Genomic DNA, 22,421 nt, shown 5'->3' with positions numbered 1-22,421 from the left:
GGCGCAGGATCGTGAGGCGGGCGCGCAGACTAGCAAGCTGCTGCGTGAGGGCGCGTGCAGTGACCGGATCGGGTCTCCAGCCCCCCTGTGCAAACAGGTGGCCAACCGCTAGCCTCTGTGCATGAATCCGACTCCGCTACGTTTGCTTATCCACGGCGCCTCTGGCCGCATGGGCCAGGCCCTGTTGCGTCTCGCCGCCGAGAACTCCCAGCACGTGCAGGTGGTGGCTGCCTTCACCGGGCACTCGCCGGCCCAGCGTGTCATCGAGGGCGTCCCGCACTTCGCCGCCAGCGAACTGGCGGGTGCACCGCCGTTCGACGTGGCCATCGATTTCAGCCTGCCGGCCGGGTTCGATGCGATCCTGGCACTGTGCGTACAGCGCGGTGCTGGATTGGTGTCGGGCACGACCGGGATCAGCGACGTCCAACAGGACACGTTGGCGAAGGCTGGGCAGGCGATCCCGCTGGTGTGGGCGTCCAATTTCAGCCTCGGCGTGGCGGTGCTGGATGAGCTGGTCGAGCGCGCGGCGCAGGCGGTGGCTGGCTGGGACTGCGATATCGTCGAATCCCACCATACCCGCAAGCTGGATGCCCCCTCGGGGACCGCGCTGACACTGGGCGCCGCAGCGGAGCGGGGTGGGGCACACCCCCATTACGCCAGCCTGCGTGCCGGCGACATCATCGGCGAGCACCTGGTCCAGTTCACCGGCCTGGGCGAGCGCATCGAACTGGTGCATCGCGCGAGCAACCGGGACATCTTCGCCCGGGGCGCGTTGTTCGCCGCCGGGCAGTTGGCCGGCAAGGCCCCGGGCAGCTATCGCGTGCGGGATCTGCTGAACGGCTGAACGGGCGGGCGGGGAACCGGGCCGGACGGCCCGCTGCGCTCGCCGAGCATGGCTCGGCGCTACCAGTGGGCCAGCGATGCCGGTGGGCCCGCGCGACAGGCCCGCTGCGCTCGCCGACCATGGGTTGGCGCTACCGGCGCGCCTTTCCGCAACGCAGCGCTGGCGCGCGCGCCCACATGCGTCTACAATTCGCACTCGCCGAAACACGATAGCCGGACCGGTCCAGAACCGTACGTCCGCGCTTTTTTGCAACCGGTTTTTACCGTGAGCGCAGGCGTGACCTTCGGTACCCCATCGGTAGCCAAAGTGAGATTTCCGTGACCCAAGCCGCAATCCTCGTCCTCGAAGACGGCACCGTATTCGAGGGCGAATCCGTAGGCGCGCCCGGCCTGTCCGTTGGCGAAGTGGTGTTCAACACCGCCATGACCGGTTATCAGGAAGTCCTGACCGACCCGTCCTACGCCCGGCAGATGGTCACGCTGACCTACCCGCACATCGGCAACACCGGCATGACCGATCAGGACAATGAAGCGTCCAAGGTGTGGTCCGCCGGCCTGATCGTGCGCGATGTGCCGCGCCGGCCCAGCAGCTGGCGCAGCCAGGTTTCGCTGCAGGACTGGCTGCTGCAGCGCGGCGTGGTGGCCATCTCCGGCATCGACACCCGCAAACTGACCCGCATCCTGCGCGAGAAGGGTGCGCAGAACGGCGCGCTGATGGCCGGTGAAGGCCTCAGCGTGGAAAAGGCACTGGAGGCGGCGCGCAGCTTCCCCGGCTTGAAGGGCATGGACCTGGCCAAGGTCGTGTCGACCGAAACGACCTATACGTGGACCGAAGGCCAGCTGGACCTGGACGCCAACACGTTCGTCAGCGTGCCGTCGCAGTACAAGGTCGTGGCCTACGACTACGGCGTGAAGACCAATATCCTGCGCATGCTGGCCGAGCGCGGCTGCGAGGTCACCGTGGTGCCTGCACAGACGCCGGCGGCCGATGTGCTGGCGATGAAGCCCGACGGCGTGTTCCTGTCCAACGGCCCGGGTGATCCGGAACCGTGCGACTACGCGATTGCGGCGATCAAGACCGTACTGGACGCCAAGGTGCCGACCTTCGGCATCTGCCTGGGCCACCAGCTGCTCGCGCTGGCCTCTGGTGCCAGCACGATGAAGATGGGCCTTGGCCACCACGGTGCCAACCACCCGGTGCAGGATCTGGACACGGGCCGGGTGATGATCACCTCGCAGAACCACGGTTTCGCGGTGGATGAGGCGACCCTGCCGGCCACGTTGCGGGTCACCCACCGGTCGCTGTTCGACGGTACCAACCAGGGCATCGCGCGCACCGACGTGCCGGCGTTCTCGTTCCAGGGCCATCCCGAAGCGTCGCCCGGCCCGACCGATGTCGGCCCGCTGTTCGATCGTTTCGTGACCCTGATGGCGGGAGCCCGCGCCTGATGCGCGTTCCCGTACTGCTGGCCGGGCTGTTGCTGGCCGGCGCCGCCAGCGCACAGCCGGCCACTCCGGCCGATGTGGCGTTCATCATGCATCAGCTCGGCATGGAAGGCCTGGGCCGTAACAGCGCGGACGTGCTGTTCAGTGTGTCGCCCACGTTGCAGGCGCTCGACGACAGCGGACGCGACTGCGCCGCCACACAGATCGGCAAGCTGCTGGATGCGCATTTCCAGCAGCAGATCGCCGGCAATCTAGGTGACGACGGCGCGGCACTGGTCGTTGAGTTCACGCAGTTCCTGGCCACGCCTGCCGGCAAGGACATGGGTCGCACCTTCCAGGCCAGCGCCGCGGCGCAGCAGGGTGCGAACGCCGAAGCACCGCAGGTAAGTGAAGCGAACAAGGTGGAAATCGCCCGGTTCATGGGCACGCCTGCATTTCAACGTTTCATCGAAGGAATCAGTGCCGACGGCGGGATGCCGGAGAACATCGGCGAAGCGATGTCCGGCGCGCTGAAGCGCGAATGCCGCATCGATTTCGACCCGGAACAGATGTCCTGATCGTCAGCGTGCGATCACTCCCCCTTGTCACGCTGTACCGACCTAGAGAAGAAAATGGCAAAGCGCACTGACCTGAAAACCATCCTCATCATCGGTGCTGGCCCGATCGTCATCGGCCAGGCCTGTGAGTTCGACTACTCTGGCGCGCAGGCCTGCAAGGCGCTGCGCGACGAGGGCTACCGCGTGGTGCTGGTCAACAGCAACCCGGCCACGATCATGACCGACCCGGAGATGGCGGATGCCGTCTACATCGAGCCGATCAACTGGCAGACGGTCGAGAAGATCATCGCCAAGGAGAAGCCCGACGCCCTGCTGCCGACCATGGGCGGCCAGACCGCGCTGAACTGCGCGCTGGACCTGGCGGACAATGGCGTGCTGGAGAAGTACAACGTCGAGCTGATCGGTGCCAAGCGCGAAGCGATCCGCATGGCCGAAGACCGCGAGCTGTTCCGCGTGGCGATGGGCGAAATCGGCCTGGAATGCCCGTCGGCGGCCGTCGCGCACACGCTGGAAGAAGCGCTGGATATCCAGACGCGCGTGGGCTATCCGACCATCATCCGTCCCAGCTTCACCCTGGGCGGCAGCGGCGGCGGCATCGCGTACAACCGCGAAGAGCTGATCGACATCGTCACCCGGGGCCTGGAACTGTCGCCGACCACCGAAGTGCTGGTGGAAGAGTCGGTGCTCGGCTGGAAGGAGTTCGAGATGGAAGTGGTCCGCGATACCGCGGACAACTGCATCATCGTCTGCTCCATCGAAAACCTGGACCCGATGGGCGTGCACACCGGCGACTCGATCACCGTGGCCCCGGCGCAGACCCTGACCGACAAGGAATACCAGCGCCTGCGCGATGCCTCCATCGCCGTGCTGCGCAAGATCGGCGTGGACACCGGCGGCTCCAACGTGCAGTTCGGCATCAACCCGGAAACCGGCCGCGTGGTGGTGATCGAGATGAACCCGCGCGTATCGCGGTCGTCGGCACTGGCGTCCAAGGCCACCGGCTTCCCGATCGCCAAGGTCGCCGCCAAGCTGGCCGTCGGCTACACGCTGGACGAACTGAAGAACGAAATCACCGGCGGCCTGACCCCGGCGTCGTTCGAGCCGTCCATCGATTACGTGGTGACCAAGATTCCGCGCTTCGCCTTCGAGAAGTTCCCGGCCGCCGATGCCCGCTTGACCACCCAGATGAAGTCGGTGGGCGAGGTGATGGCGATGGGTCGCACCTTCCAGGAATCGATGCAGAAAGCGCTGCGTGGCCTGGAAACCGGCAAGGTGGGCTTCGACCCGACCGAGCTGGACCTGAGCAACGAAGACGATCTGCAGACCATGCGCCGCGAGCTCAAGGCACCGGGCCCGGAACGCCTGTTCTATGTGGCCGATGCGTTCCGCGCCGGCCTGAGCGTGGAAGACATCCATGCGCTGTCCTTCATCGATCCGTGGTTCCTGGACCAGATCGAAGAGATCATCACCGCTGAGGGCGAAGTCGCCGCCAGCGGCATCGACGGGCTGGATGCTGCGCGCCTGCGCAAGCTCAAGCGTGCCGGCTTCTCCGATGCGCGCCTGGCCCAGCTGACCGGCACCAATGAAGCCGCCGTGCGTGCCCTGCGCCGTGCGCACAAGGTGCGCCCGGTGTACAAGCGGGTTGACTCCTGCGCGGGCGAATTCGCCACCGGCACGGCGTATCTGTATTCGACCTACGAGGACGAATGCGAGGCCGCACCGACCAACCGCGACAAGATCATGATCCTGGGCGGTGGTCCGAACCGCATCGGCCAGGGCATCGAGTTCGACTACTGCTGCGTGCACGCCGCACTGGCGCTGCGCGAAGATGGCTATGAAACCATCATGGTCAACTGCAACCCGGAAACGGTTTCGACCGACTACGACACCTCCGACCGCCTGTACTTCGAGCCGCTGACGCTGGAAGACGTGCTGGAGATCGTCGAGCTGGAGCAGCCGAAGGGCGTGATCGTGCAGTACGGTGGGCAGACGCCGCTGAAGCTGGCGCGTGCGCTGGAAGCCAACGGCGTGCCGGTGATCGGCACCTCGCCGGACTCCATCGACCTGGCCGAAGACCGCGAGCGTTTCCAGCAGCTGGTCGACAAGCTGGGCCTGAAGCAGCCGCCGAACCGCATCGCCCGCAACGACCAGGAAGCGCTGCTGCTGGCGCGCGAGATCGGTTACCCGCTGGTGGTGCGCCCGAGTTACGTGCTGGGCGGCCGCGCGATGGAAATCGTCTACGGCGAGTCCGACCTGGCCCGCTACGTGCGCGACGCCGTCAAGGTGTCCAATGATTCGCCGGTGCTGCTGGACCGCTTCCTCGACAATGCCGTGGAAGTGGACGTGGACATCATCGCCGACAACCAGGGCAACGTGCTCATCGGTGGCCTGATGGAGCACATCGAAGAAGCCGGCGTGCATTCGGGCGATTCATCCTGCTCGCTGCCGCCGTATTCGCTGTCCGCCGAAACCCAGGCCGAGCTGCGTCGCCAGGTCGTCGAGCTGGCAAAGGCGCTGAACGTGGTCGGGCTGATGAACACCCAGTTCGCCATCCAGGCCGGTGAGAACGGCGAAGACATCGTCTACCTGCTGGAAGTGAATCCGCGCGCTTCGCGCACCGTACCGTTCGTGTCCAAGGCGACCGGCATGGCGCTGGCCAAGATCGCCGCCCGCTGCATGGCCGGCAAGACGCTGGCAGAGCAGGGTGCGACCAAGGAAATCGTGCCGGATTACTACTCGGTGAAAGAGGCGATCTTCCCGTTCGCCAAGTTCCAGGGCGTCGATCCGATCCTCGGGCCGGAGATGCGTTCGACCGGCGAAGTGATGGGCGTGGGCCGCAGCTTCAGTGCCGCGTTCGCGCGTGCCCAGGAAGCTGGTGGCATCAAGGCGCCGCCGGTGGGCAAGGCCTTCGTGTCGGTGCGTGACCCGGACAAGCAGCGCGTGCTGCCGGTCGCCGAGGCACTGCTGTCCAAGGGCTATACCCTGGTCGCCACCCGCGGCACCGCTGCATGGCTGCAGCAGCACGGCATGGAATGCGAGATCGTCAACAAAGTCGTGGAGGGTCGTCCGCACATCGTGGACCGGATCAAGAACGGCGAGATCGTCTACATCGTCAATACCACCGAAGGCCGCGCGGCGATCAATGACTCGTTCTCGATCCGTCGTGAAGCGCTGCAGCATCGCGTGACCTATTCGACCACCATCGCCGGTGCCAAGGCACTGGTGCATTCGCTGGAATTCCGCGGTACCGGCCCGGTCTGGTCGCTGCAGGAACTGCACAAGGAACTGAACGCATGAGAGCTCCCATCACGATGAAGGGCGCGCAGCGTCTGCGCGACGAGCTGGACCACCTGAAGTCGGTCAAGCGCCCGAAGGTCATCGCGGCGATCGCCGAAGCGCGTGAACACGGCGACTTGAAGGAGAACGCCGAGTACCACGCCGCGCGCGAGGAGCAGGGCTTCATCGAAGGCCGCATCAAGCAGCTTGAAGGTGAGCTTTCCCATGCCGAGATCATCGACGTGTCCAAGCTCAACGCGGGCTCGAAGGTGGTGTTCGGCGCATCGGTGACGCTGGCCGACGTGGAAACCGACGAAGAGAAGAAGTACCAGATCGTCGGTGACCTCGAAGCGGACATCAAGCTGGGCCTGATCGCCATCTCCTCGCCTGTCGCGCGCGCGATGATCGGCAAGCTGGAGGGCGACAGCATCACCATCGATGCGCCTGCTGGCCAGCGCGAGTACGAAATCGTCAGCGTCAGCTACGAAGGCTGATCGGTGGCCAACGCAACGCTGCTGCTGCCAGCGCGGAGCCGGTTTTCCGCGGCAGCGTTGCCCGATGACGCCGCACGTGCGCTGGGCCGTGCCCAGCACCACGTTCGCGAGCCAGGTGAGGCGGCGCAACTGCAGCGCCACTTCACCGTGGCGCCGGCGGGCGAGATGCCCGCCGCCGCCCTGACGCGGCAACTCGATGCCGGGGATGCGCAAGGACACCTCTGGCTGCGCGCCGATCCGGCCCATGTGGTGCCGGACATGCACGGCGCCCGCATGATGGGCCATGGCGACACGCTGCGGCCCGGCCACGATGATGTGGTGGCGCTGCTGCCTGCCCTGCAGCCACTGTTCGCCGATCATGGCCTGGTACTGGACGCACCCGTTGCATCGCGGTGGTATCTGCAGGTGCCCGCCGACATGCCGCTGCCGCGCTTCGCCAGCCCGGAGGACGTGCTGGGGGATGATCTGTTCTCGCATCTGCCATCTGGCGGGGAGGGACGCCGTTGGCGTGCCCTGCTGACGGAAACGCAGGTCGTGCTGCACACTCACCCGTGGAACGCCGAGCGCATTGCTGCCGGCAGTTCTCCGATCAATTCGCTGTGGTTCTGGGGAGCGGGCGCCCTCCCCGCCACGGTGACTACGCCGCATGCCCAGGTGCGCAGCCGCGATGCCCTGCTGCGCGCGCTGGCGCAGGCCGCGGGCGTGCAGATCGATGGCGAACAGACCGTGGATGCGCTGGTGGACCTGCGCCAGCTGCGCTCGCTGGAGCAGTTGGGTCGCGATGCGATCACCCCGTTGCTGGCTGCCCTGCAGCGCGGTGAACTGCGCCAACTGGTACTGGATTTCGAAGATGGCACGCAGTTTGTCTTCATGCGCTCGCAGCGCTGGAGCTTCTGGAAGAAACCGCGCCAACTGCACGACGAACGTTCGTCGGCTGGATGAAGAACGGGCGACGGGATGACTTTCGTCTGCTTCATGTAGAACGGCTGACGGGACACCTTCCGTCGGCTTCATGAAAAACGGCCGACAAGGTAGAGCCGACTTCAGTCGGCTGGGTCGCAGCAGCCGAGAGGTTAGAGCCGACTTCAGTCGGCTGGGTGACAGCAGCCGACTGAAGTCGGCTCTACCGAGGTAACAACTGTGGCCCGTTCGTTCGGCGGGGCGCTGCCAGCGCGGTATCATTCGCTGTCTTCCTGCAACCGGCGTCGCCGATGTCCCCTGCCGCCGAACCTGCACTGCTTATCCGTCGCCGTGAGCACACCGAGGTGGGATCGTGGCCCGACGGCACGCTCCCTTTGTTGGCACGGCTGTATTCCAGCCGCGGCGCGACGACACCGGAGCTGGCGTTGCCCAAGCTGGGCAGCCTGCATGCGCCCGAACTGCTGGGCGGCATCGACGGCGCAGTCGCGTTGCTGACGGCGGCCATCGCGCACGACAAGCGCATCGTGGTGGTCGGCGATTTCGACTGCGACGGGGCCACCGCCTGTGCGGTCGGCGTGCGCGGCCTGCGCATGCTCGGCGCGCGACACGTGGCCCATGCGGTACCGAATCGCATGGTGCACGGCTATGGCCTGTCGCCCGCGCTGGTGGAAGAACTCGCCGCACTGCAGCCGGACCTGCTGGTGACCGTCGACCATGGCATCGCCTGCCATGCCGGCGTTGCGGCGGCCAAGGCGAAGGGCTGGCAGGTACTGGTCACCGACCACCATCTGCCAGGGCCGCAGTTGCCGCCTGCCGATGTGATCGTGGACCCCAACCTGCAGGACGATGCCTTCCCCAGCAAGTCGCTTGCGGGCGTGGGCGTGATTTTCTACGTGCTGCTGGCGCTGCGCCGCCATCTGCGCGAAATGAAGGTGTTCGCCGATGGCAAGGGGCCGGACCTTGCCGTCCTGCTGGACCTGGTCGCGGTGGGTACCGTCGCCGATCTGGTCGCGCTGGACGCCAACAACCGTGCGCTGGTCAGCGCCGGCCTGCGCCGGCTGCGTGCGGGGCAGGGCTGCGTCGGCCTGAAAGCGCTGATTGAAGCCAGCGGTCGCGATGCCGCACGGCTCACCGCGACGGACATCGGCTTTGCCTTGGGGCCACGGCTCAACGCCGCCGGTCGCCTGGAGGACATGGCGCTCGGCATCGCGTTGCTGCTGACGGACGAGCCGCGACAGGCGCGCGAGATCGCGCAGACACTGGAACAGATCAACACCGAACGACGTGCCGTGCAGCAGACCATGACCGACGATGCCGAAAAAGCCGTCGCCAAGGTCGTGCTGGATGATGACGGCCAGCGGCCGATCGCGGCGGTGCTGTTCGATGCGGACTGGCACCCGGGCGTGGTGGGATTGGTGGCGTCGAAGATGAAGGATCGTCTGCATCGGCCGGTCGTGGCGTTCGCACCGGCCGAGCCCGGGAGCGATGCGATGCGCGGATCGGCCCGTTCGATCCCCGGCCTGCATATCCGCGACGCGCTGGCCTTGGTGGATGCACGGCACCCCGGGCTGATCGAGCGTTTCGGTGGCCATGCCATGGCGGCGGGCATGAGCATGCCGCATGCGCATCTGGCCGCGTTTCATGCCGCGTTCTGCGCCGCCGTACAACAGATGCTGGACCCGGTGATGCTGCAACAACAGTTGCTCAGTGACGGCGAGCTCGGCAGTGACGAACTGGATCACCAGCACGCTGATGCGCTGCGCCTTGCCGGCCCGTGGGGGCAGGGCTTCCCCGAGCCGCTGTTCGATGGGCACTTCGAGGTGACGAACTGGCGCGTGCTGAAGGAGCGTCATCTGAAGCTGGAACTGCGTCGACCGGGCGTGAGCGGTGTAGTGAACGCAATCCAGTTCGGCGGCTGGACCGGCAATGCGCCCGCGCGCAACGTACACCTGGCCTATCGGCTGGCCTGTGACGACTATCGCGGCGGCACCGCGATCCAGTTGATCGTCGAGCATTGCAGCGCGGCCTGATGGAGTCCGCCGAGCCGGGCTCGGCGCTACAGATACTGCATCAGGCCGCGCGATACCCTCCGCGTACTCTTATTCCTTGACGTGGGTCACCAGCGTCGGCAGATCCCACGCACCGCCTGCGGCCACCAACCGGCACATGCCGCTGGTGGACACCGCCGTGGCAACGAACCGGCGTCCATCCCAGCCCCAACCGTTCATCGACCAGCAATCGCCCAGTCCGCGCCCCTTGTGTGCGCCGCTGATGCTGCGCCCGTCGTCATCGTTGCCCAGATTCGTCACCAGGGTGGGCGCATACGGGGCGCGGTCGTTGACCACCCAATAGCCGCTGCCCTCGTTGTAGGCGCCGCGCCAGCACACCGTCGACACCAGCAGCTTGTCCGCGCTCAGTCGCCGCACGTTCAACGGCGGTGCCGGATCGTCCAGCACGACGGTCTGGTCCGGTTGGATCCCATCGCAGTCCTCGGCCGGCGTGGCCGCTACCAATGCGGCACGCAGCGCAGCTGAGCTGCCCAGCGCGGCATCGGACGGGCGCGGGGCAGGCAGCGTGCCCAGCACCACCACCGGTACCGGCAGCGCAGGCAGCACCGACGATTCGGCGCGCTTGCCCTTGCGCATGAGCGCACCCGGCGTGCCCAGGCGACCCTGGAACTCATCCATCTTCAGCAGCACTGCAGACGCGCCGCGCCCAGACAGCGTCCACTGCGTGCCCTCGTTGCCGGTGAACACGATGCGGCCCTGGCCGCTGAGCGCGGTGAGCAGCGCAGCCACCTGCTTGGGTGAAAACCGTGCCGTGCCTTCCTGGCCGGCATAGTCCACGCGGCCTTGGTCGACCCCGTCGATCTGCAGGCTGAGGCGCGCGGGCAACGTGATCTCTTCGTACTGGCCCAGCATCAGTTCGGCGGTCACCGGTTGGTCCGGCCCACCCAGGCGGGTCAACAGCACCGATACCGGCAGGCTGTCTGGCATCTCTTCATTCTGGTAGCCCGCCGCGCGGCAGGTGCGGGTGTTGTCGCAGGCCAGGGTCCAATCGTTATGGGTGAAGTCCACGCCAGGCACGATGGCAGGTGCGGCGATCGCGGTGAACGGCGCGAGCAGCAACGACGGCAGCAGGCAGAGTAGGCGCATGGGAAGCAGTTTCCGGAGGGCGATCAGGGAGTGACATGGTCGCTCATGCGGATGTGCAGGCCCATCATGCATCCACTCAACCCCGTTCCTCGCAACCAGCCGTTCAATGGAGCATCCACTACGCAGGAGCGCCCCATGGAATCTCTTCATCGCCGCATCGGTCTGCTCTGCTGTCTGGCCGCGGGTCTGCACGGCGGAACGGTCGCCGCACGCTCGCCCCTGCCGCCCGCGGCCGCCGTCACCGCGCCGGTGCTGCAGGTAAAGGGCGCGGAGGTGCCGGTACAGCTGCGTCGGGTCAGCCTGGACAGCCAGGTCGCCGGCGGCCTCGGCGAAACCCGTATCGAGATGGAGTTCTTCAACCCCAACGCGCGCGTACTGGAAGGGCAGCTGGCGTTTCCGCTCGCGGACGGTCAGCAGGTGGCCGGCTTTGCGTTGGACATCGATGGGACGTTGCGCGACGCGGTGCCGGTGGCGAAGGCCAAGGGTCGGCAGGTGTTCGAGGCCATCGAACGACGCCGGGTGGACCCGGGCTTGCTGGAGCAGACCGCCGGCAATCAGTTCCGCCTGCGCATCTATCCCATCCCCGCACGCGGCAGCCGACGCGTTGCCCTGGTGGTGCGGCAGACGTTGCCGGCCGATGCGCAGGGCCTGCGCTGGAGCCTTCCGCTACAGTTCGCCCGGAATGCGCAGCAGGTGGACGTGCACCTGCAGGCAAGTGGTGGCGGCACACCGCGTCCGGTGTCCGCAGCGGGCTGGGCCTTCGTCCTGCGCGATGGCCGGTATCACGCCCGTTGGCAGGGCGCGGGGGCCGCGTTGCCGCCGCTGGCCCAATGGACCGTGCCGCAGGTGCGCCAGGCCGATGTAGTGACGGGAACGCATGAGGGCCAGCGTTATCTGCTGGCGCAGGTGCCCGTCGCCAGCCAGGTCCGCGCGCGCACGATGCCGTCACGCGTCGGCCTGTTGTGGGATGCATCGGGGTCTGCGGTGCGGCGCAACCGCGAGGCGGAGCTGGCCGTCCTGGATGCGTACTTCCGCGCCATCGGCACGGGGCGGGTGCAGCTGACCGTGCTGCGCGACGAGGCCGAGCCCGTGCGTGACTTCGCCATCCGCGGTGGCGACTGGTCGGCACTGCGCGCGCACCTGCAGGCGTTGCCGCTGGACGGTGCCAGCGCACTGGGGGCGTGGACGCCGCGCGCGGACATCGAGGAGTACGTGCTGGTGAGCGATGGCCTGGCCAACTACGGTGCACGTGCGCTGCCGGCACTACGGGCCGGCCAGCGGTTGTACGCGATCAGTGGCGCAGGTGAGAACACCGACGTGCCGCGCTTGCGCGCTTGGACGTCGGCGCACGCCGGGCGCGTGCTGGTACTGACCCGTGCCGCCGACGCCGCAACCGTGGCACCGCAGTTGCTGCAACAGGGGGTGCAGGTGATGTCGCTCGAAGGACACGGCGTGGATCAACTGGTCGCCGAGGTGAGCGATGCAGCGCAGGGGTGGGTGCGCGTGCACGGTGCCGTGCGCGATGACAATGGGACCGTGATGCTGCGCCTGCGCGGGGCGGACGGTGGCATCGTGACCGAGCGCATTGCGGTCAGCGCCGCCCGCGACGTGACTGGAGGTCTTGTTGCCCATGCGTGGGCCAGGGCGATGCTGGCCGACTGGGCGGGCGATCCGTCGCGTCATGATGCGCGCATCCGTTCGCTGTCGCAGCAGTTCGGTCTGGTCGGCGCAGATACGTCCTTGATCGTGCTGGAAACACTGGACGACTACCTGGCCAACGGCATTCGCCCGCCGGCACCGCTGCGTGCCGACTATGACCGCCTGCACGCACTGGGTGTGGACGACGCCGCGCACGCGCGCAGCGCCAGGCTGGAGCAGATCGCGGGGCAGCTGGCCGCACGCCGCCGGTGGTGGGAGACGCGCTGGCCGAAGCAGGCACCCCCGCGTGTCGAGCAGCAGAAAAGCCGCCCGGTGGCACTGCGGGAGAGCGCCCCCGTGGCGGCGCTGCAGGCATTCGCCGAACCGCGTGCCGCCGATGAAATGAGGGCGCCGGCGCCGGCGCCGGTGCCCATCGCGGTGACAGCAGCGGCTCCGGCCGGGCGTCCGGCGATGGACGTGGCTGGGGATCGCGCGAGCAATAGCGGCGCCATCGCCATTTCGCTTGCGCCCTGGGCACCGGATTCCGACTACGCCCGGCGCCTGCGTGCCGCCAGTGCGGGAGAGCTCTACCGCACTTATCTGCAGGAACGTGCCGCGCATGCCGACAGCAGTGCGTTCTACCTGGACGTGGCTGATCTGCTGCTGGCCAAGGGCCAGCGTGCATTGGCCCTGCGGGTGCTGTCCAACCTGGCGGAGATGCAGCTGGAGAACCGCCATGTGCTGCGCGTATTGGGCTATCGCCTGATGCAGGCAGGGGCCGCAGCGCAGGCGGTGCCGGTGTTCCGTGACGTGCTGGCACTGGGCGAGGAGGAGCCGCAGAGTTTCCGCGACCTGGGGCTGGCGTTGGAAGCCGATGGCCAGTACCCGGCCGCATTGAGTGCGCTGTACGAAGTGGTGCTGCGGCCGTGGGATGCACGCTTCAGCGGCATTTCGCTGATCGCGCTGGATGAAGCCACGACCCTGGCGGCCCGCGAACAGCTGGATGCCGGTCTGATCGATCCGCGGCTGCGCGCCCCCATGCCACTGGACCTGCGCGTGGTGCTGGGCTGGGACAGCGACAACAGTGACATGGACCTGTGGGTGACCGACCCGAATGGCGAGCGCGCGTACTACGGCAATCGATTGACCTACCAGGGCGGGGCGATGTCGGAGGATTTCACCGGCGGGTATGGGCCCGAGCAGTTTTCACTGCGCGAGGCCAAACCCGGCGTGTACAAGGTGGAAGCCAATTTCTTCGGCAGCCGCGAGCAGCTGGTGACCGGTGCGACCACGCTCACCCTGCGCCTGAGCACGCACTGGGGGACTGCCCGGCAGCAGGACCAGCAGGTCACCCTGCGGCTGAAGGATCAGGCGGATACGGTGCTGGTGGGCGAGTTCGAGGTGCGTTGACGGCAGACGGACTGGCTGGATTCCGAGCGGGATGCCGGCGCGGCAGGCCGAACAGCGGCCGCAGCAGGGGCACGCGGCGGATCAGCAGCTCATGCAGCAGCAGGCTGCCGGCGAACGTGCCGACCAGCACCAGCACCGGTTCCAGCCAAGGCCCCAAGGCCAGTGGACGCAGCCAGTACAACAGCACGATCAGCACGGTCTGGTGCAGGATATAGAGGCAGAACACCGCCTCTCGCGCATAGGGCAGCCATCGGAACGGCCGGTCCAGCCATGCTCGTGCCCAGCCGAACAGGGCCAGCAGCGCGGTCCACGTGTACAGCGCGCGTGCGATGCGCTCGGTCTGCGCCCACGGCAGTGCGAGCATCCACGCCTCGCTTCCGTCCAGGCCCGGCATCCGGCCCAGCGCGCGGATGCCCAACTCGAGGCACAGGCCCACCACGGCCAGCCACAGCGTGGGCCAGCGCCAGCGCAGCAGCAGGTCCCAGCCGCGCTGCCAACGGGCACCGATGAAACCCAGCGCGAACAACGGCAACGACTCGGCATGGACGAACAGATCGCCGATCAGGGCATGGGTGGGCGGATGGTCGGGCAGCACCACCAGAATGTTCCAGGCCAGCCAGGACACCGGCAGCAGCAGGCCGGCCGTGGCGATCACCCGGTTCGACAGCGACCCGCTGGGCAACAGCGCGCGCAAGGGCCGCAGCAGCGACGCCAGCCCGATCATCAGCAGCGAATACGGAACCAGATAGGCCAGGTACCAGAGATGGTTCCAGGTGAAGCCGAAGGCCGCGCCGGTGAAGTGGGCGCCGGGCCACGGGCGGAATTGCCAGTAGCGGAGCAGGAAGGCGCCCAGTCCGGGGGCGACGTCGCCGGTATCCACCGCTTCGCAATAGGCCTGCAGGCTGACCACCGCGACGATGCCGAACACCAGCGGCAGCAGCAACCGCCCACTGCGGCGCAGCGCAAAGCGCATGCGGCCCGCCGCAGGAACAGCCAATCCCAGCGCGATGCCGGAGATGGCGAACAGCAAGGGCATGCGCCAGCGGTTGAGCGCGATCATCGGCCACTGCAGCCATTCCACCGTGTAAGCGCTCTTCAGATGAAAGCCCCAGTCGTCCACGTAGGCCATGCCGACGTGGTACGGGATGAGCAGCATGAGGGCGAGGACGCGCAGGGCGTCGAGATCATGTCGGCGGTGCATGGTGACGGGCAGCCCGGGAAGGAAGTCCGAAGCGTGCCGTCGTCGGGTGGAGGCGGTGCAGGGCAGGGGCCGTGTGGGCGACCGGCAGGGACCGATGGCGGGCAGGGAGGGACCAACGGGGCGGCTGAAACCGTCGTCGCACGCCATAATGCGCCGGATGGACAGCCCCCACCCAACGCCGCAGGCCCCGGCAACGACGCCACACGTTCTCCGGTCACCACGGCGCACGGCACGTGCGGTGGCCCTGTTCTGGCTGGCCGTATTCATGGGCACGGCAGCGGCCAATGTGCTGGTCGGCTGGATGCGTGCTGCCCGCGACCACGAAGCCTTCGACTGGTTTTCCACCAGCGTGGATGAAGCCAGTAGTGGGGGGGTGTCGCTGCTGTTGCTGGCCGTGCTGATCCGGCTGGCGTGGCGCTGGCCATTGCATGCCGATACGTGGCGGAGGCGATTGCCGGTCTATGTGCTGGGCGGGGTGGCGTGGTGGCTGCTGCATGTCACCGGCATGGTGGCCCTGCGCCAGGCAGCGCACGCGGTGGTGGGCAGCACCTATCAGTACGGACCCTGGCCCACCCAGTGGCTGTACGAACTGTTCAAGGATGTGCAGACCTACGCGATCCTTGTCTGTGCGGTGCATGCGGTGGCGTGGTTCGGGCGGCGGCGGCAGGGCGAAGCGGCCCTGTTGGCGGCACCGGACGATGCGCCGCCGGTGGAGCCGGTGGATCGCCCGGCGCATTTCCTGGTGCGCACGCTGGGCAAGGAGTTCCTCGTCGCAACGGCAGATATCGAGTACGCGCAGGCGGCCAGCAACTACGTCAACCTGCGGGTGCGCGGACGCGACTACCCGCTGCGGACCACCATGGCCGCGCTGGAGCAGCGGCTGGATCCGCAGCTGTTCCTGCGCAGCCACCGCAGCTGGCTGGTCAACCGTGCCTGCCTGCGCTCGATCGAAGCCACCGAAGGGGGCGAAGCCCTGCTGCACATGGCCGATGGCGGTCGGGTGCCGTGCAGCCGGCGGCAGCTGCCGGTGCTGCGCCAGGCGCTGGGCGCGTGATCGGCCACGACGCCGGGCAGGTGCCGGGTCGGCCGACCGGGTGGCCGCAGTTTGCTATCATTGCAGGTCATCTTTCGAACAGAAACCGCCGACATGCTCGAGCTGAATCCTGTCCGCCAGCGCATCACCGATCTGACCGATCGCGTGCTGTCGCTCAGGGGGTATCTTTGACTACGACGTCAAGAAAGAGCGCCTGGAAGAAGTAACCCGGGAACTCGAAAACCCCGATATCTGGAACAAGCCGGAGTACGCCCAGAACCTGGGGCGTGAGCGCTCGCTGCTGGAAAAGACCGTGGGCGGCATCGCCAGCATCCTGGATGGCCTGGCCGAATCGACCGACCTGCTGGAGCTGGCGGAGAGCGAGCAGGACGAGGAAACCGCCGACGCGGTGGTCGCCGACCTGGACAAGTACCAGAAGCACGTGGAACAGCTGGAATTCCAGCGCATGTTCTCCGGCGAAATGGACAACTGCAACGCCTTCGTCGACATCCAGGCCGGTGCCGGTGGCACCGAAGCCCAGGACTGGGCCGAGATGATGTTGCGCATGTACCTGCGCTGGTGCGAAGCGCGTGGCTGGAAAACCGAGCTGATGGAAGTCTCCGGTGGCGACGTGGCCGGCATCAAGTCGGCGACGTTCCGCGTGGAGGGCGATTTCGCCTACGGCTGGCTGAAGACCGAGATCGGCGTGCACCGCCTAGTGCGCAAGTCGCCGTTCGATTCGGACAATCGCCGCCACACCAGCTTCACCTCGGTGTTCGTGTCGCCGGAAGTGGACGACAACATCGAGATCGACATCAATCCGGCTGATCTACGTACTGACGTCTATCGCTCCTCCGGCGCCGGTGGTCAGCACGTCAACAAGACCGAATCGGCGGTGCGCATCACGCACATCCCGACCAATACGGTCGTGGCCTGCCAGACCGGCCGCAGCCAGCACCAGAACCGCGACACCGCGATGAAGATGCTGGCCGCCAAGCTGTACGAGCTGGAGGTGCAGAAGCGCAACACCGAGCGCGATGCGCTGGAAGCGACCAAGTCCGACATCGGCTGGGGCAGCCAGATCCGCAACTACGTGCTCGACCAGAGCCGTATCAAGGATCTGCGCACCGGCATCGAGCGTACGGACACGCAGAAGGTGCTCGATGGCGACCTCGACGAATTCATCGAGGCCAGCCTGAAATCCGGCCTGGAAGCGGGCGCCAAACGCAGCGACGCCTGAGCCTGCGGGTCACCGGTGCGGTGACCCGTCCGGTGGCTGCAAGCGCAGCCACCCCTGGTCCGTCGTATCCTCGGCGGGCTGGAATCCCTGATTCCCCTCCCCAATGACACGACCCCCACGCCCATGAACGAGCAGACCGCCGCGCCGCAGCCCCCCGTCGACGAAAACAGCCTTATCGCTGAGCGTCGCGCCAAACTGAACGCGCTGCGCGCCCAGGGCATCGCCTATCCGAATGATTTCCGCCGCGAGGATTTCGCCGGCACGCTGCAGGCCGACTTCATCGACGCCGACCAGTGGACGGCCGAGGCGCTGGAAGCCGGCGAGCGGCGGGTGCGGATGGCGGGCCGACTGATGGCCAAGCGGGTGATGGGCAAGGCCAGTTTCGCGCAGATCCAGGACGAATCCGGCCGCATCCAGGTGTTCCTGCAGGGCAACGTGCTGGGCGACGCCTACACCGCCTTCAAGGGCTGGGACGTCGGCGACATCATTGCCGTGGAAGGCGGTCTGACCCGCACCCGTACCGGCGAACTGTCGGTGAAGGCCGACGCGATCCGCCTGCTGACCAAGTCGCTGCGTCCGCTGCCGGACAAGTGGCACGGCCTGGCCGACGTGGAGCAGCGCTATCGCCAGCGCTATGTCGACCTGATCGTCACCCCGGAATCGCGCGAGGTCTTCATCAAGCGCTCGAAGATCATCCGCGCCATGCGCGCGTGGCTGGACAACCGCGACTTCCTGGAAGTCGAAACGCCGATGATGCATTACATCCCCGGCGGCGCCACGGCCAAGCCGTTCACCACCCACCACAATGCGCTGGACCTGGACCTGTACTTGCGCGTGGCACCGGAGCTGTACCTCAAGCGCCTGGTCGTGGGTGGCCTGGAGCGCGTGTACGAGATCAACCGCAACTTCCGCAACGAGGGCGTCAGCACCCGCCACAACCCCGAGTTCACGATGATGGAGCTGTACGAGGCGTATGCCACGTACAACGAAGTGATGGACCTCACCGAGGGCGTCATCCGTGATGTGGCGCAGAAGGTATTGGGCACCACCGAAGTGGAGTGGGATGGGGCGCGCATCGACCTGGCGCCGGCGTTCCGTCGCTGGCGGATGGACGAGGCCGTGCGCCACCACAACCCGGACATCAGCCTGGCCGACTGCACCAACCGCGACGCACTGGCGGCCCACTGCGAACGTCTGAATATCCGCATCAAGCCGTCCTACGGTTGGGGCAAGCTGCTGCTGGAGATCTTCGAGGCCACCGTCGAACACACGTTGATCCAGCCGACCTTCATCACCGATCACCCGGTGGAAGTGTCCCCGCTGGCCCGCGCGAACGACGACGCACCGGGCTATACCGACCGCTTCGAGCTGTTCATCAACGGCAAGGAGCTGGCCAACGGCTTCTCCGAGCTCAATGACCCGGAAGACCAGGCGGCCCGGTTCCAGGCGCAGGTCGAGGCCAAGGACGGTGGCGACGACGAGGCGATGCACTACGACGCCGACTACATCCGCGCGCTGGAATACGGCATGGCCCCGACCGGCGGCCTAGGCATCGGCATCGACCGCCTGGTCATGCTGCTGACCGGCAGCAGTTCGATCCGCGACGTGCTGCTGTTCCCGTACATGCGTCCGGAAGCCTGAGTCCGGGGGCCGGGTGTCGGCCGAGGCCTGCACCTACCTAAGCTGCGATGTCTGGAGTATCGTGTCGGCGAGGCCTGTGATGGCCGATATGGCCTGCAATTCCTGGGGGGAGGCGGCAGGCCGCGTCCAGAATGCCGCCACAATGTGACGGCGATCAAGATCCGGGGAGCGCATGGCGGATATCGGACTGATGCAGGGTGCGGGCACGCAGGATGGCAGGTTATCCTCGCCAACCCTGATTCCAGGGTGGTCGAACAAGCAGGCAGAAGCAGCATTGAATATTGTGATCGTTGACGATCAGACGTCTGCCCGGACGATGCTGCGCCATGTCATCGAAGACATCGCGCCGGAACTGGCTGTGTACGATTTCGGCGACCCGCTGTCGGCGCTGAACTGGTGCGAGTCGCAGCCGGTCGACCTGCTGCTGCTGGACTACCGCATGCCGGAGATGGACGGGCTGGAATTTGCCCGCCGCTTCCGTCGCCTGCCCAAGCACCGCGACATTCCGGTGATCCTGATCACCGTGGTCGGCGATGAGCCGATCCGCCAGGCGGCGCTGGAAGCGGGCGTCATCGACTTCCTGGTCAAGCCGATCCGGCCACGCGAGCTGCGCGCACGCTGTTACAACCTGCTGCAGCTGCGCAAACAATCCGAGAACGTGAAGCAGCGTGCGTTGTCGCTGGAGCAGCGCCTGCTGGCCAGCATGCACGAGGTGGAAGAGCGCGAGCGCGAAACGCTGTCACGGCTGGCGCGCGCCATCGAATTCCGCGATGCGGGCACCAGCGCGTATCTCGAGCGGATGGCCCGGGTGGCGGGATTGATCGCCGAACAGTTGGGGCTTCCCGAAGAGGAAGTGAAGCTGATCGAAATGGCGGCCCCGCTGCATGACATGGGCAAGATCGCGATTCCCGATGCGGTGCTGCTGAAGCCGGGCAAGCTCAACGACGAAGAGCTGGCGATCATGCGTCGGCATCCGCGGATCGGCCACGAGCTGCTCAGTGGCAGCCAGAACCGTTTCATCCAGGTCGGCGCCTTGATCGCCCTGCGCCACCACGAACGCTACGACGGCAGCGGCTACCCGGACGGCCTGGTTGGCGATGCGATCCCGTTGGAGGCGCGCATCGTCGCGGTTGCCGATGTGTTCGACGCGCTGATATCGCCACGACCGTACAAGGAGGCGTGGACGATGGATGCCACGTTGGCGTATCTATACGCGCAGCGGGGACGCTTGTTCGACCCCCGTATCGTAGACGCGCTGCTGCAGGGGCGCGAGCAGCTGGAACAGATCTGCGCCGAACACTCCACCGCTTCGGTCCGACCCGGCTTCTGACCATGACCGCCCTGCTGCCCCGCCTGCGCCAGCGACTGGCCCTCCGCCAGGATTCCGAGCACGGGCAGCAGATCGTCCGCATCGCCCTGATCAGCGTCATCCTGGCGTACGTGCTGATGCCGGGCGTTCGCAACGACCTGCCGCACTCGCAGTATGTCGGCGTGCTGGCGATCGTGCTGGGTGGGCTGGGGCTGTCGGTGCTGGCCTTCGCCTGGCTGCTGTGGCGGCCGCAACGTTCCGACCCGCGCCGTGTGCTTGGCATGCTGGCCGACTACGGACTGATTGCCGCCGGCATGATCCAGATGGGCGAGCCGTTGTCGTGGGTCTACATCGTGGTGATGTGGGTGACCGTGGGCAACGGCATGCGTTTCGGCAACAACTACCTCTACCTGGCCGTGGCGATGGCCATGGTCAGCTTCGGCTGCACCGCGCTGTATACCGAATACTGGGTGGATAACGCGCGCCTGGCGATAGGCCTCTGGTTGGGACTTGCGGCGGTGCCGTTGTATTTCTCCACGCTGCTGCGCCAGCTCACCCAGGCGATGGACGAAGCGCGCCGGGCCAGCGAGGCCAAGAGCCGATTCCTGGCCAACATGAGCCATGAGTTCCGCACGCCGTTGAACGGGCTGGCGGGGATGACCGAAGTGCTGGCTACCACGCGTCTGGACGAAGAGCAGCGCGAATGCCTCAACACCATCCAAGCGTCATCGCGCAGCCTGCTGGCGCTGGTGGAAGAGGTACTGGACATCTCGGCGATCGAGGCCGGCAAACTGCGCGTGGCGGCGGAAGATTTCGCCTTGGGCGACGTGATCCAGGCCATCGGCCTGATCCTGCTGCCGCAGGCCAAGGCCAAGCGGCTGGACTACCGGGTGAAGATCGACGAGACCGTGCCGCCGCGGTTGCGCGGTGACACCGGCCACCTGCGGCAGATCCTGCTGAACCTGGCCGGCAACGCGGTGAAGTTCACCGATCACGGCAAAGTGGAGCTGCGCGTCGGCGTGGTCCGCGCCGAGACCGATGGGGGCGTGCGGCTGCGCTTCGACATCATCGATACCGGCATCGGCGTGGCGCCGGCCATGCGACCGCGGCTGTTCGAGGCGTTCGAGCAGGCCGACGTAAGCATGGCGCGCCGCCACGAAGGCACCGGGCTGGGCACCACCATCGCCAAGGGGCTGGTGGAAGCGATGGGAGGCGAGATCGGCTACCAGGAGAACCTGCCGCAGGGCAGCTGCTTCTGGATCGAGGTGCCGTTTGCACCGCCGCAACCGCAGTCCCATGTTGTTACGCCCGCCCTGGTGGGAAATCCACTGCAAGGCGAGGGCGGCAACGTAATCGCCTTCGCCGATCCCTTCCTGCGTCACCGCGCGCGGGTGCGCAGCATGAGCATCCTGGTCGCTGATGACCACGAAGCCAACCGCATGGTGCTGCAGCGCCTGCTGCAGAAGGCCGGTCATCGCGTGCTGTGCGTGGACGGCGGCGAGCCCGTGCTCGATGCGATGGCCGACAACGATTTCGATGCGGCCATCGTCGACCTGCATATGCCGGGCATGAGTGGCCTGGACATGCTCAAAGAGCTGCGGGTCCTGCAGGCCGGCGGTGCACCGCGCACGCCGGTGCTGGTGCTCAGTGCGGATGTGACCCCGGATGCGATCCAGCGCTGCATGCAGGCGGGCGCGCATACGTTCCTGGCCAAGCCCGTAGTGGCCGTGCGCCTGCTGGATACCCTGGCCGAGATCGCGTCCAATCGTGACCTCAAGCCATCGGCGCCGATCGTACGCACGCTCACGGCGGGCACCGACGGGGTGCTGGATTCGGCCGTACTGGACGAGCTGGCATCGCTGGGCATGGGCGAGGGCTTCGAGCGGGAGTTCATCCGCCAATGCCTGGCCGATGCTGAGACCTGCATGCGCAAGGCGCAACAGGACGGCGACGCAATGAACTGGGTGCAGTTCCGTGAACAGTCACACGCCATCAAGGGCGTGGCCAGCAACCTTGGGCTGGTGCGCGCCGCCAACCGCGCGGGTGAACTGATGCGCATGGCCGACTGGCAGTTGAAGGCGGAGTGGCGGCAGCGTCTGTCCGTGCTGGCCGATACCGTGAAAGAAGGACGCCTGGCGTTGAATGCGCGTGCCGTCCATCGCAGCCAGCCCGGCGTCGACGAGGCTGATCCGCGCTGAGTGACAGGATGGTGCCGGGCGATGCGCGGCGGGATGCCTGCCATCGCCCGGTCCTGGTC

15 protein-coding genes are annotated in these 22,421 nt (G+C 66.8%); 13 read left to right on the top strand and 2 right to left on the bottom strand.

The genetic code is table 11. The annotated features are described in order from the left end of the window. Positions 1 to 121 precede the first annotated feature (121 nt). The 7 genes from dapB to recJ all read left to right on the top strand — a co-directional run bounded on the left by dapB (position 122) and on the right by recJ (position 9,567). Entirely contained in the window at positions 122 to 844 is a 723-nt protein-coding gene (gene dapB / locus ABRP17_RS00930; RefSeq protein WP_349985601.1) for a 4-hydroxy-tetrahydrodipicolinate reductase, read from the top strand. A gap of 317 nt (positions 845 to 1,161) precedes the next feature. After that, positions 1,162 to 2,292, top strand: a complete 1,131-nt coding sequence (gene carA / locus ABRP17_RS00925; protein WP_188324167.1) for a glutamine-hydrolyzing carbamoyl-phosphate synthase small subunit — start codon at positions 1,162 to 1,164, stop codon at positions 2,290 to 2,292. Then, the gene (locus ABRP17_RS00920; RefSeq protein WP_349985602.1) at positions 2,292 to 2,846 is read left to right on the top strand and encodes a hypothetical protein; all 555 of its coding nucleotides are present in this window, start codon (positions 2,292 to 2,294) and stop codon (positions 2,844 to 2,846) included. The genes carA and ABRP17_RS00920 overlap by 1 nt, the downstream gene beginning before the upstream one ends. A gap of 54 nt (positions 2,847 to 2,900) precedes the next feature. After that, on the top strand, positions 2,901 to 6,143 hold the full coding sequence (gene carB / locus ABRP17_RS00915) for a carbamoyl-phosphate synthase large subunit (RefSeq protein WP_349985603.1): 3,243 nt from the start codon (positions 2,901 to 2,903) through the stop codon (positions 6,141 to 6,143). 8 nt (positions 6,144 to 6,151) lie between these two features. Then, positions 6,152 to 6,616, top strand: a complete 465-nt coding sequence (greA, locus tag ABRP17_RS00910; protein ID WP_188327290.1) for a transcription elongation factor GreA — start codon at positions 6,152 to 6,154, stop codon at positions 6,614 to 6,616. 3 nt (positions 6,617 to 6,619) lie between these two features. Then, positions 6,620 to 7,558, top strand: a complete 939-nt coding sequence (locus tag ABRP17_RS00905; protein WP_372486850.1) for a phosphoglycerate mutase — start codon at positions 6,620 to 6,622, stop codon at positions 7,556 to 7,558. 269 nt (positions 7,559 to 7,827) lie between these two features. Beyond that, complete coding sequence (gene recJ / locus ABRP17_RS00900) at positions 7,828 to 9,567, top strand: single-stranded-DNA-specific exonuclease RecJ (RefSeq protein WP_349985604.1); 1,740 nt, start codon at positions 7,828 to 7,830, stop codon at positions 9,565 to 9,567. 69 nt (positions 9,568 to 9,636) lie between these two features. Here recJ and ABRP17_RS00895 read toward each other — a convergent pair whose 3' ends face one another. Beyond that, the gene (locus ABRP17_RS00895) at positions 9,637 to 10,692 is read right to left on the bottom strand and encodes a DUF1176 domain-containing protein (RefSeq protein WP_349985605.1); all 1,056 of its coding nucleotides are present in this window, start codon (positions 10,690 to 10,692) and stop codon (positions 9,637 to 9,639) included. A 135-nt stretch (positions 10,693 to 10,827) separates the two neighbouring features. Between ABRP17_RS00895 and ABRP17_RS00890 the strand changes: the two genes are divergently transcribed. Further along, the gene (locus ABRP17_RS00890) at positions 10,828 to 13,740 is read left to right on the top strand and encodes a VIT domain-containing protein (RefSeq protein ID WP_349985606.1); all 2,913 of its coding nucleotides are present in this window, start codon (positions 10,828 to 10,830) and stop codon (positions 13,738 to 13,740) included. Here ABRP17_RS00890 and ABRP17_RS00885 read toward each other — a convergent pair. Beyond that, positions 13,679 to 14,941 carry an acyltransferase family protein gene (locus ABRP17_RS00885; RefSeq protein WP_349985607.1) on the bottom strand — a complete coding sequence of 421 codons (1,263 nt, stop codon included), beginning with the start codon at positions 14,939 to 14,941 and terminating at the stop codon, positions 13,679 to 13,681. The two genes, ABRP17_RS00890 and ABRP17_RS00885, sit on opposite strands and share 62 nt — an antisense overlap. Positions 14,942 to 15,098: 157 nt before the next feature. On the opposite strand from ABRP17_RS00885, the gene ABRP17_RS00880 reads away from it, so the two are divergent. The 5 genes from ABRP17_RS00880 to ABRP17_RS00860 all read left to right on the top strand — a co-directional run bounded on the left by ABRP17_RS00880 (position 15,099) and on the right by ABRP17_RS00860 (position 22,362). After that, a complete protein-coding gene (locus tag ABRP17_RS00880; RefSeq protein ID WP_372486849.1) occupies positions 15,099 to 15,995 on the top strand; it encodes a LytTR family DNA-binding domain-containing protein in 897 nt (298 codons plus the stop codon). A 93-nt stretch (positions 15,996 to 16,088) separates the two neighbouring features. After that, positions 16,089 to 17,214 (top strand): peptide chain release factor 2 gene (gene prfB, locus ABRP17_RS00875; RefSeq protein WP_188324158.1). Its coding sequence is split into 2 segments (ribosomal slippage): positions 16,089 to 16,163 and positions 16,165 to 17,214, totalling 1,125 coding nucleotides; the frame shifts between segments, so codons are not numbered across the junction. Positions 17,215 to 17,337: 123 nt separating this feature from the next. Further along, complete coding sequence (gene lysS / locus ABRP17_RS00870) at positions 17,338 to 18,855, top strand: lysine--tRNA ligase (RefSeq protein WP_349985608.1); 1,518 nt, start codon at positions 17,338 to 17,340, stop codon at positions 18,853 to 18,855. 190 nt (positions 18,856 to 19,045) lie between these two features. Next, the gene (locus ABRP17_RS00865) at positions 19,046 to 20,185 is read left to right on the top strand and encodes a two-component system response regulator (protein ID WP_188327289.1); all 1,140 of its coding nucleotides are present in this window, start codon (positions 19,046 to 19,048) and stop codon (positions 20,183 to 20,185) included. A gap of 2 nt (positions 20,186 to 20,187) precedes the next feature. Next, complete coding sequence (locus ABRP17_RS00860) at positions 20,188 to 22,362, top strand: ATP-binding protein (protein ID WP_349985609.1); 2,175 nt, start codon at positions 20,188 to 20,190, stop codon at positions 22,360 to 22,362. Positions 22,363 to 22,421: the final 59 nt, after the last annotated feature.

This window comes from Stenotrophomonas sp. WHRI 8082, from assembly GCF_040223995.2.
GTDB lineage: Bacteria > Pseudomonadota > Gammaproteobacteria > Xanthomonadales > Xanthomonadaceae > Stenotrophomonas.
The sequence above is the reverse complement of the archived record's forward strand: the minus strand, read 5'-3'. Positions and strand labels throughout refer to the sequence as shown.

Coding starts and splice junctions, on each gene's coding strand:
- dapB (WP_349985601.1), top strand. CDS start 122: ATGAATCCGACTCCGCTACGTTTGCTTATCCACGGCGCCTCTGGCCGC.
- ABRP17_RS00920 (WP_349985602.1), top strand. CDS start 2,292: ATGCGCGTTCCCGTACTGCTGGCCGGGCTGTTGCTGGCCGGCGCCGCC.
- carB (WP_349985603.1), top strand. CDS start 2,901: ATGGCAAAGCGCACTGACCTGAAAACCATCCTCATCATCGGTGCTGGC.
- recJ (WP_349985604.1), top strand. CDS start 7,828: ATGTCCCCTGCCGCCGAACCTGCACTGCTTATCCGTCGCCGTGAGCAC.
- ABRP17_RS00895 (WP_349985605.1), bottom strand. CDS start 10,692: ATGCGCCTACTCTGCCTGCTGCCGTCGTTGCTGCTCGCGCCGTTCACC.
- ABRP17_RS00890 (WP_349985606.1), top strand. CDS start 10,828: ATGGAATCTCTTCATCGCCGCATCGGTCTGCTCTGCTGTCTGGCCGCG.
- ABRP17_RS00885 (WP_349985607.1), bottom strand. CDS start 14,941: ATGCACCGCCGACATGATCTCGACGCCCTGCGCGTCCTCGCCCTCATG.
- ABRP17_RS00880 (WP_372486849.1), top strand. CDS start 15,099: ATGGACAGCCCCCACCCAACGCCGCAGGCCCCGGCAACGACGCCACAC.
- lysS (WP_349985608.1), top strand. CDS start 17,338: ATGAACGAGCAGACCGCCGCGCCGCAGCCCCCCGTCGACGAAAACAGC.
- ABRP17_RS00865 (WP_188327289.1), top strand. CDS start 19,046: ATGCAGGGTGCGGGCACGCAGGATGGCAGGTTATCCTCGCCAACCCTG.
- ABRP17_RS00860 (WP_349985609.1), top strand. CDS start 20,188: ATGACCGCCCTGCTGCCCCGCCTGCGCCAGCGACTGGCCCTCCGCCAG.